Genomic DNA, 10095 nt, shown 5'->3' on the forward strand with positions numbered 1-10095 from the left:
CTGCTGAGGCAGGACGAGATCCCGCCCACGAGGTGGCTGATAGTCCCCCACCCGCTGGAAAGCCAGCACGAAGCCACCCTCGGTGTGGAGCGTCACCCAGCCGTCGTCGAGCGACCACCGCGGATCCGGCTGGTTCACCTCGCCGCCGAGAAGCGACTGGTAGAACCGGGACAACTCAACGACATCGGCGCAATCCAGCACCCCACACTGCAGCTTGGCGATCACGCAGGGCAGCGTAGGGCAGCACCGGGCACCGGCCTCAGACGAACCTGATCACCACTCGGCCCTGGAGACAGCGGGCCGCAAGCCGCCAAGCCGACCCGGCGTGCGCGAAACCGCTGACGCGCCCGCCACCGCCGAGCACCCAGGCAGCCACCCCTGCGCTACAAACCGCTGGCCCCGCTCCCCCGGGCCGCCCGCTCGCTTCTCTCCCGTGCCGGAGCGGCCCGGGTCAAGGGTGGCCCGCAGGGCCATCGGCGCAGCCGACGCGGAACGCAGCGCAGCGGAGTGGAGCGCCCTTGAGGCGGGGTGCGGAGGGACGACACTGGCCAGGAAGCGGGCGGCCCGGCTGCAACCGGAGTTCACCTGCCGGTACACCTCACAGGTGTCAGTAGTTGCTGTTAGAACTGATCCCTGCCGCCACGAGTGATCGTGCGCGTAAGGAACGAGGGATCAAGGGGGAGCAGTCGTGGCAGACGCAGGGGGCCAGGTGAAGCCGATCGCGGGTGTCTACGAGAAGCTGATCACTCACGACGTCCACGACGAACTGGAGCAGTTCAGGGCCGCCGGTTGGAAGGCCATCGACGCAGAGGTCACTCCTGAGTCCAGCCCTCATGTACTGGCTCGCCACATCGGTGAGGCCGTCAACCAAAGGCTGAGCCAGCTTCGCCCCGAAGACCGAGTCTCGGTTGCGAACCGCATCCTCGAATCGCTGGCTTCCACCGCCCCCGATGCGAGCGGGGCGGCAAGCACCATCGTCGAAGGCCCGCGACAACTGCTGGCCCTCGCGCAGCAGGAGGCCCCGGGTGCCTATGCTCTTCGCCCCCTCACACCGTTGTCCGAGACGTCACTGATCACGAACTCCCCCGAGGACCTCAGCCTCGGCGCTGAACTACGAGCAGAACTGGCCACCGCAGACCGCATCGACCTGCTCTGCGCGTTCGTGAAGTGGTACGGCATCCGTGTCCTCGAGGATTCACTGCGCGCCGCGAAAGAGCGAGGGGTGCCGATCCGGGTCATCACGACCACCTACATCGGAGCTACCGACCGCCACGCACTCGACCGCCTTGTCCGCGACTTCGGCGCGACCGTCAAGGTCAACTACGAGATCCGGTCCACTCGGCTGCACGCCAAGGCCTGGCTGTTCCGACGGCACACGGGCTTCGACACGGCGTACGTTGGCAGCTCAAACCTCTCGAAGGCCGCACTCCTCGACGGCTTGGAGTGGAACGTACGCCTGTCCTCCATCGCCACCCCAGCCGTGCTGAACAAGTTCGAGGCGACCTTCGACGCCTACTGGAACGACTCCGCGTTCGAGACCTACGACCCCGATCAGCACACCGAGCGCCTAGACCAAGCACTGGCCCAGGCAAGCGGCACTACCTCCACCACTGACCTGAAAATCAACCTCTCTGGGCTGGAGGTACGTCCCTTCCCCTACCAGCAGGACATGCTGGAGCGCCTACGGGTCGAGCGCGAGCTTCGAGGGCGCGACCGCAATCTGCTGGTCGCAGCCACCGGCACTGGCAAGACCGTCATGGCGGCCCTGGACTACCGAAGTCTGGCCAAGAGTTTCAGTGACCGCCGACCCAAGCTGCTGTTCATCGCACACCGCAAGGAGATCCTCAAACAATCCTTGCGCACCTATCAGGAGGTGCTGGACGACGCCTCGTTCGGCGAGTTGCTGTACGGGGGTAAGGACCCACAAACATGGGACCACGTCTTTGCCAGCGTCCAGTCACTCAACGTCCAGCGGCTCGAAAGGCTGGCTCCTGACCACTTCGACATCATCGTCATCGACGAGTTCCATCACGCCACGGCCACCACCTATCGCCGCATCATCGACCACTTCCAGCCCAGGCAGTTGCTCGGACTCACCGCGACCCCTGAGAGGATGGATGGGCTCAATGTGCAGGGCGAGTTCTTCGATGGCCGCATCGCCGCTGAGATGCGCCTCTGGGAGGCTCTTGAGAATGACCTGCTGTGCCCCTTCCACTACTTCGGCATCCCTGATGGCACAGACCTAACGAATCTTGCCTGGCAGAGGGGCACATACGTGGAGCAGGACCTCGGCAACCTCTACACGGGCAACGAGGCCAGGGCTCGCATCGTGGTCAAGCAGATCCGCGACAAGGTGTCCCGGCCGGGAGCCATGCGCGCGCTTGGTTTCTGTGTCGACAAGAAGCATGCCCGCTTCATGGCGGATTTCTTCCGAGAGGCCGGCCTTCAGGCTATTGCTCTCACCAGCGACTCACCGGCCGCTGTACGGGCCCAGGCCCTCGCTGATCTGCGAGAGGGGAAGTTGCAAGTCATCTTCTCCGTGGACCTATTCAACGAAGGACTCGACATCCCGGATGTCGACACGCTCCTCCTCCTGCGGCCCACCAACAGCGCGACAGTCTTCCTTCAACAGCTGGGGCGGGGACTACGCCGTACGGAGACAAAGCCCGTGCTTACCGTCCTCGACTTCATTGGGCAGCATCGGGCGGAGTTCCGGTTCGAGGAGCAGTTTCGAGCCTTGACCAACCTCTCGCGGAACCGGCTTGTTGATCACATCGAGCACGACTTTCCCCTCCTGCCATCTGGTTGCCAGATCCTCCTAGAAGGCAAAGCCAAGAAGTTGGTGCTGGACAACATCCGCACACAACTGCAGGCGACGGTCAGAACCTTGGTGAGCGAGGTCAAGGCCTATGACACTCCACAGCTAGCCGACTACCTGCGCGAGAGCCGTAGGGAGATCAAAGAGCTGTACAAGAGCGACAACTCCTGGACATCCGTCCTACGCAAGGCAGGCCTGATCAAGGCGGCGGAGCCCGTCGCCGAATCGGCTGTACTCAAGCGCGTCCATGCCTTCCTTCACGTCGACGACCCAGATCGCGCCAACGCGTACCTGCGCCTCCTAGCTGACGACGCACCGCCCTACAACGCCCTTAGCTCCGCTGACCAGGCCTACGCCCGCATGCTCTTCTTCAACCTGTGGGACAACGCCGGTGGCTTCACCAGCTTCCAGCAGGGCCTGGACGCTCTCCGCGCCCAACCCATCGTCCGCGATGAACTTCGCCAGGTCCTGACCTACGTCATCGATCAGGCGGACCACCTCCCGATCCCTCTGTCTGGCAGCCACAGCCAAGTACCGCTGAAGGTCCACTGCTCCTACAACCGCTCCGAGATTCTGGCCGCCCTCGGAGTAGCGCGCTTCGGCGGCCAGATGCCCAGGTCTTTCGCGCAGGGTGTTCAGTGGGTAGAGGACCTCCAGACAGATGCCCTACTGATCACTCTGGAGAAGAACGAGAGGGACTTCTCCCCCACCGTCCGGTACAGGGACTACGCGCTGAGCCCGAGCCTCTTCCACTGGGAGTCCCAGAACTCCACTGCTGAGAGCTCCCCCACAGGCCTGCGCTACCAGCACCACGCCGAGCGAGGCAGTCACGTACTGCTCTTCATGCGCCGATACAAGAACACGGACATCGGGAAGCCTCAGCCGTGGATGCTTCTCGGGCCTGCCACCTATCAGCGCCACGTCGGAAGCAGGCCAATGGCGATCACATGGGAGCTTCAGCACCCGCTTCCGACCGATGCGATGAGTTACGCCGCTCTCGTTGCTGGGCAAGGCCAGTGAGACAATCCTTGACGGGGGCAAAGCGCATTCCGGGCTGCACACCGCAGGCTTATGTCAACCGGCCCCCGCCGGGCCAAACCTCGAGTGCCATCTTCGACAAGATGGCCTGACGCTCCTCAATTCCGGAAACTTTCCATTCTGACTTCTCACTGTCCCACAGCCCGTCAACCGCTGTTCGGGAAGAGACAAGCAACGCAGACCCCGAATAAAGATGCGCTTTTTCAGGGAAAGACAGCCCAGATATATTAGCATTCCTCTTGCCAGCAAGGAGCGTCAGGTTACCCAGACGGCTCACAAGGCTCTCATGCTCTTCGAGACGTAGTCCAGGAGCCGGCTTTTGTGGGTAGATGTTCTCTACGTATACCTTACCGTCACCCAACGCCACCTCCTCATGTACGTCATGCTGGGCACGCAGATATTGCTCGATCTTCGCCAGAAGATAACGTGACTGCGATTGCTTGGGAATCGAGGCTTCCTTGAAGTCAGTCTCGAAAGTTTCGTCATCCGGAATCCAGGCCAGGATTTTCTGATTTACTCCCTCGAGTGATCCACCCTTGGCCAACTCTTTAGCAACCCCAAAGAGGTTCTCCTCCAGAAGGGTCGACTCTCGCCTGCCGACCACCGTCCAACGCACGTAGTAGCTGATAGAAGCTTCCAAAAGAGTCTGCAGAGCGGAGTAGCTGAAACTACCCGAGGCCGACAGGAGGAGCGGATACAGAGCATCAGCGCTCATCGCCTTGACTTCTGCGAGAGAGGCATCGAGGCCAGCATCTCCCGTACTGCCCGTAATCAGCTCAGCATACCGACCTGCAGCGTTCTCGAGCTCAGCCGAAAAAGCACCAACGCCGTATTCTTGAGGGCGCTTATCAAAGCGACCTGTCAAGTCTTTTCGAATAGTTGAGTAAAGGCTATGGGATTTCACATCCCCATGCTTTGAGACCCAGAAATGACGAAGGAACTTTTCTATCTCTTCACGCCGATCGAACCCATCGAGAAGTGAGCGCCAGGCATCATTGACACGAGACTTCTCATTATCGCTGCGACTCTTCTCCATCAAGAAATTGCGGACAAGATCCACGGTGGACAGGTCTTTACCGCGGGAGTTGATGGTCTCAAACACTTCGTTTGCGTCACTTGAGGAAGGCGTCTGAATCTCCACAAAAACAAGTCCATCGATCAGACATTCACGCAAGGAGTCGAGATAGTCCAAACGGTCCTCGTCGTCGAGGTACTCCTGCAAGCGGGCATTGATCTTCGCTCGAAAGTTACTGTAGGCGTCCAGTATCAGCTTGTGCGAGGGGCGAGAAGGACTCTCAACTTTAGGGCATTCTCCTGTAGCCTCATTCCAGTCCTGTATGTTGTCACGGAAAAAGTCTCGATCAAAAAGCGACATGACCAGGAAATATTCCATGGGCTCCTTGCGGCCAGACTTACGCGCGATGTAGTCGCGTTGGATATTGTTGGCGCTCGACATGCCCTCCGTGGATTTCATACTCCACAAAGTATCCCTGATGGCAGAAATCAGGATCGTTGAGGTCGTCAGCCGCTGTTGGCCATCAAGTAGCGACCGACCTTTGATCGATTCTCCGGTGATAGTCACAACCGGGCCGATAAAGTACTCCGAAGCGGACTCGCGACCACTTTCACGCGCTTCCTTGAACTTCTCGATATCGGCCCAGAAGATGTCGACTTCCTTCTTGGTCCACGCGTACTGACGCTGGCTGTCATCTGGCACAGTCACCACTGGATTGTTTGCGCCAATCAGCTGTCCGAGGGTCTGACGCTGCGCCTGCTTGATGATGGCCATCCTTGGAACCTCCACATGCCGCCTGGGAGAGAAGAGCCTACCGTCTGACTCCGAAGCATGCGGGGGTTGAGGGCGATGTGCGAAGAATATCCATTCCTGCATGCTGCTCAGTCACGCGTGACTGAGCAGCATGCAGGGTCCAACTGATACATTCGACTTTCAAGAACTCGCGACTGGTGAGGGCCATGGACGTTTCCGTCGAGAATACCGCTGCGCATCACTTGCACACCCTGCTAACTCTTGTGCGAGATTCAGGCGAGGCGAATCTACAAAATGCCTGGTGCAAGGCCCTTGACGCGGAATGGGGCAGCCTGGAGTTCGCCAAACGTCACTCGGAAGTCGTCGCCCTCCTGCAAATGACGATTCGCCAGGTGAACTCTCTTCCTGAGAGAAGTCGCATGCGTTGTGAGCGCCATGTCGGCTCATGGTGGACATTGGTCATGCAGCCGATCCTGAACTGGTCTGACGCAACTCGGACCCCGCACGCCCTATTCGACGCGAACAGGCTTGACCATCTTGAATCAACTGCCGACCTGATATCAGGCCACCTGGTCGGCTCTATCGCTGCGCCACGCAGTTCCAACTTCGAAGAGATCGTAACCCAGTGTCGAGAGTGGATCGAGTTTCTCACCGCCATGGGAAATGAAGACATTGATGGGCCTGTGCGAGATCAACTAATATCGCAAATTCGCCATCTGATCTGGCTAGTCGAGAACGCAAACTTGTTTGGCGGGGCGCGAGTATCCGAAGAGGCCAGCACGGTCATCGGCTCACTTGCTCAAGCCGGGGCGACACTGGTGAATGTATCTGCCGACAATTCCAACCGATGGAAGACGGCGCTACTGGCGCTCGTTACTGCCTGCGTTGTCTTCAATCAGGCATCTCCCATTATCCAAGAATCGATCACTGGCGGTGAAGCAATCGTCAAAGAGATAGCTACCGTTGTTGAAGAGTGGAAATAGGGCAGGCTGGCAAGGGAACAGCTCTCCTCGCAGAGTTTTCCATCCACACTCACCCGAGCGATTCCTCGACAGCGCCGAGGCACACCTTCCACCCGAGGTCCGCCTGGGCCATGGCACCCGGGAGGCGTTCTATACGTCGTTCAGCTTCTCGGGACATTGGTTGCCAACACACAGGTAACGTTCAAAGATGACCCCATTTCACCGCTCCCAGCGGTCCCCACAGGACAGGGGCCCCGACCCTCCGGGCGAGATGCGGGGCACCTGTCCTTGGTTGACCTGATGTCGCTCTATCTCGCGTGCGGCTCGGTCTCGGGGTCAGCCATGGTGGCGTCGAAGTACTGGAACGCCGACAATTCGTAGCCGCTGTGGTGCGTCAGGCCCGCGTGCTTCAGACACCACACTTGGGCCTCGTCCGGTTCCGCGGTATCTGCGGAGCGTTGACCGCACATGAGGCACTTGCCGCAGTGGCGCACCACCATGGTCGGCACAGCTGTCAGAGCCCACTCCGCGAACCGGTACCGCCGGCCGATCTCGTTGCCCTTGCTCATCCGACCGCCCCGGCCTGAACCTGCGATGCGTCGTCGCCGGTGTCGTCATCCCGGTCGCGGTCGCCGTCATCGTCGTTGTCCGCCAGCTGCGGCAAACGGGCTCCTCGGCTGTCAGCGATCCGCAAGACATCACCCAGGCACTGCGTGGCGGCGCGCAGTGCCTGGCGTACCGCGTACTCCCCGGACTTTTGGTCGTCCAAGACGGCTTGAGCGCCCTTGAGAACGTGGGCGCCGTCACGCAACTGGTCTGCTTCGATCTCGTCCGCGATGCGGGCCAGGAGGCCGGGAGCGCCGTGGGTGGACAGGAAGCACGGCTTACCGGAGTCGGTCTCCCACGGCAGCAGTCGCAGTCCAGGGGTGACCGCAGGGACGCTGTCCCGGTCGTAGCTCATTAGGCTGCCACCTCCACGCAGTGGGTCCAGCGTGGAGTGATATCGACGCCATACGCGGCGACCAAGAGCGTTCGCCGCCGCGCTCGCCGCCGCCGTTCCTTCTCACGGCGCTCGTGAGCGACGAGGTACGGGCGGACCAAGCCGATGTCCTCGCCCCGGAGCGCAGGCGTGCGTGAGTGAGGAACGGTCGGTGGGTCCTGCGACCGCGTCACGGGGCGCGGGCCAGGTGCTCTGTGGCGCCCCGAAGCGGGAAACAGGAACCGCAGCAGCGGTTCAAAGAGGCCGGCGATACCGTGGGCCATGTCATCAACCCTTCTCGTTGGTGGCCACGCCCCCGGACCGTCGCCACGGTCGCGGGGGTCTGCGCGTCATGCGTCCACCACACTTCCGCCCCCGGTGGTGCGTTCCTACTGCGTCCCCCGACCGTTAGGCACAAAGTAGGTCTACGGTGAAAAACGTCCCTGGCGTCCCAAGAGGTACTCGTGAACGAAGCACTACGTCGTGCCATGCTTCAGGCTCGCGTGACAGATCGTCAGTTGGCGGAGAAGTGTGGAGTCGACATCAAGACGGTCGGCCGATGGCTCACTCAAGCCGGGCGCATCCCCCATGCCCGGCATCGGTGGGACGTCTGTGAGGCACTCGGGGAGGATGAGGCAGTGTTGTGGCCTGCCGCCGCAAAGAAGGCGATCAAGGTTGGTCCAGACCGTGAGGTCGTGTCCGTGTACCCGTACCGGTCCAGTTGCCCGGCTTCATTGTGGCGATCTTTGATCACCAGGTCCGAGCGGGAGCTGACATTCGCCGGTTACACCAATTACTTCCTGTGGCTGGAACAGGCCCGGCTCGGTGCTGCGTTACAGCGCAAAGCTGCTCAGGGGTGTCGAGTGCGCTTCCTGCTGGGCGAGCCTGACAGCGATCTCACGCGGTCCCGGGAGCAAGACGAGGCCGTTGCGCTCACACTGTCTACGCGAATCCGTGTCACCCTCTCCGAGTTGGAGAAAATCAGAAGTCAGGTGGGCATCGACGCACGGTACAGCGATGGGCACGCGCACTTGTCCGTCTTCCGCTTCGATGACGACATGATCGTCACGCCCCTGCTGACGCATAGCGTCGGTCACGATGCTCCTACGCTGCATCTGCGTCGTCACCAGGATGACGGCATGTTCGACCGCTTCGCTTCGCATGTTGAGGAACTGTGGGCGCGAGGCACTCCGGTATGGGGAGAGGAAGGTAATGGCTAGGCGCGACTACGAGGACGCCCCGGATGCCCCCGCCGCGAACAGCTTGGTTCCGGCCGCTTCCGCCATCGTTGTGGACGACGCCGGGCGCATCCTGCTTCAGCGTCGACGCGACAACGGCATGTGGGCGCTTCCTGGTGGCGCGATGCACATCGGTGAGTCATTGCCGGAGTGCGCGGTACGGGAGACCCGCGAGGAGACCGGCTTCGATGTCGAGATCACTGGCATCGTCGGGACCTACAGCAACCCCCGTCACGTCTTCGCGTACGACGACGGCGAGGTGCGGCAAGAGTTCTCCATCTGCTTTCTCGCTCGTCCCGTGTCCGGGCGACTGGCAGTGTCCGAGGAGTCCACCGATGTCCGCTGGTTCGAGCCCACAGAGGTCGACGGGCTCCCCATGGTCGCCGGCGTCCGCAAGCGCGTGACCGACTGGCGCGACGGCAACATGCCCGCGGCGCGGTGACCGGCCCGCACATGACGCTCTCGGTTTCCAGAGGTCAGACTGCCGATCTTCGTGTACACCCCGTCGAGGGTGTCCTTCGTCGCGTCGGACGATCTCTGCAAGCGCGTCTGCTGTCAGAAACCCTGGTGCGCAAGCGTCGAACGGTAGGCGTGAGAACAGACCGCGACACCTGGGTACGCATCGAGCGACGCCCGGTCGACAAGATCCCGGATCAGGGCTGGAACGGAGCCGAGAGTGCTGCGTGTTTGGACGGCGTCGCTCAACCCGAATGGTACGGATGCGCGGTCTGGCGGGACGTGGACGGTTCCGTGATGTGGAGGGCCGACGAGACCGCGCTGTTGTCGGGTGATCCCATCGGCACCGCAGTGTTGCGTACAGCCCCGGACCTGACCGAGGAGTGGTGGACGGCGCTGAACGCCTCCTTGGACGCGCTGGCAGCCCACGACACGATGCGGGTCGCAACACCGGACACCGTGACCATCACTCAGGCTCTCGTCACCGAGTCCATCCGCGGCGTCTTCTCTGGCGACTTCGACACAACCGTGGAGCGATGGGTACCGGCCCACGCCGATCTGAACTGGGCCAACATGACCGCCCCGGCGCTCCAGATCTTCGACTGGGAGGACTGGGGCAACGCCCCGGAGGGTCTGGACTCCGCCTCATTGTGGGCAAGCTCCCTTGCTGTCCCGGCACTGGCCGAACGTGTATGGCACGAGCGACGCCCCGACTTCGAGAGCCGGGACGGGAGGTTGATGACTCTGTTTGTCTGCTCGAAGATTCTCGGGCCGCACGCTCACCCCGAGGACCCCCGCTTGGAGCCTGCGCGTCGCACGGCAGAGGAGATCATCAG

The 10095-nt window shown here is 61.6% G+C and carries 9 protein-coding genes; 5 read left to right on the top strand and 4 right to left on the bottom strand.

Going from position 1 to position 10095, the window contains the following annotated elements:
* The coding region (locus tag ABT116_RS34840) for a VOC family protein (protein WP_351642239.1) at nt 1-225 on the bottom strand (225 nt) is incomplete at its 3' end.
* 463 nt (nt 226-688) lie between these two features.
* Between ABT116_RS34840 and ABT116_RS34845 the strand changes: the two genes are divergently transcribed.
* Complete coding sequence (locus ABT116_RS34845) at nt 689-3838, top strand: DEAD/DEAH box helicase (protein ID WP_351642240.1); 3150 nt, start codon at nt 689-691, stop codon at nt 3836-3838.
* A gap of 49 nt (nt 3839-3887) precedes the next feature.
* On the opposite strand, the gene ABT116_RS34850 is transcribed toward ABT116_RS34845, so the two are convergent.
* The gene (locus ABT116_RS34850; protein WP_351642242.1) at nt 3888-5645 is read right to left on the bottom strand and encodes a DUF262 domain-containing protein; all 1758 of its coding nucleotides are present in this window, start codon (nt 5643-5645) and stop codon (nt 3888-3890) included.
* 185 nt (nt 5646-5830) lie between these two features.
* Between ABT116_RS34850 and ABT116_RS34855 the strand changes: the two genes are divergently transcribed.
* Nucleotides 5831-6607, top strand: coding sequence for a hypothetical protein (locus tag ABT116_RS34855; RefSeq protein ID WP_351642243.1), 777 nt, complete (start codon nt 5831-5833; stop codon nt 6605-6607).
* Nucleotides 6608-6894: 287 nt separating this feature from the next.
* Here ABT116_RS34855 and ABT116_RS34860 read toward each other — a convergent pair whose 3' ends face one another.
* Nucleotides 6895-7155 (bottom strand): DUF7848 domain-containing protein, encoded by a 261-nt coding sequence (locus tag ABT116_RS34860; protein WP_351642244.1) that lies wholly within the window; start codon nt 7153-7155, stop codon nt 6895-6897.
* Nucleotides 7152-7547: a hypothetical protein gene (locus ABT116_RS34865; protein WP_351642247.1), complete on the bottom strand. Its 396-nt coding sequence runs from the start codon at nt 7545-7547 to the stop codon at nt 7152-7154. The genes ABT116_RS34860 and ABT116_RS34865 overlap by 4 nt, the downstream gene beginning before the upstream one ends.
* Nucleotides 7548-8029: 482 nt before the next feature.
* On the opposite strand from ABT116_RS34865, the gene ABT116_RS34870 reads away from it, so the two are divergent.
* From ABT116_RS34870 to ABT116_RS34880, 3 genes are all read left to right on the top strand, one after another.
* Nucleotides 8030-8785: a DUF5919 domain-containing protein gene (locus ABT116_RS34870; protein WP_351642250.1), complete on the top strand. Its 756-nt coding sequence runs from the start codon at nt 8030-8032 to the stop codon at nt 8783-8785.
* Nucleotides 8778-9245 carry an NUDIX domain-containing protein gene (locus tag ABT116_RS34875; RefSeq protein ID WP_351642252.1) on the top strand — a complete coding sequence of 156 codons (468 nt, stop codon included), beginning with the start codon at nt 8778-8780 and terminating at the stop codon, nt 9243-9245. Before ABT116_RS34870 ends, ABT116_RS34875 begins: the two co-directional genes overlap by 8 nt.
* An 11-nt stretch (nt 9246-9256) precedes the next feature.
* Nucleotides 9257-10095, top strand: an 839-nt coding sequence (locus tag ABT116_RS34880; RefSeq protein ID WP_351642255.1) for a hypothetical protein, incomplete at its 3' end; no start/stop codon positions are given.

The organism is Streptomyces sp. NPDC002130 (genome assembly GCF_040296465.1).
In the GTDB taxonomy this organism is placed as follows: domain Bacteria; phylum Actinomycetota; class Actinomycetes; order Streptomycetales; family Streptomycetaceae; genus Streptomyces.

Coding starts and splice junctions, on each gene's coding strand:
- ABT116_RS34875 (WP_351642252.1), top strand. CDS start 8,778: ATGGCTAGGCGCGACTACGAGGACGCCCCGGATGCCCCCGCCGCGAAC.
- ABT116_RS34860 (WP_351642244.1), bottom strand. CDS start 7,155: ATGAGCAAGGGCAACGAGATCGGCCGGCGGTACCGGTTCGCGGAGTGG.
- ABT116_RS34850 (WP_351642242.1), bottom strand. CDS start 5,645: ATGGCCATCATCAAGCAGGCGCAGCGTCAGACCCTCGGACAGCTGATT.
- ABT116_RS34855 (WP_351642243.1), top strand. CDS start 5,831: ATGGACGTTTCCGTCGAGAATACCGCTGCGCATCACTTGCACACCCTG.
- ABT116_RS34865 (WP_351642247.1), bottom strand. CDS start 7,547: ATGAGCTACGACCGGGACAGCGTCCCTGCGGTCACCCCTGGACTGCGA.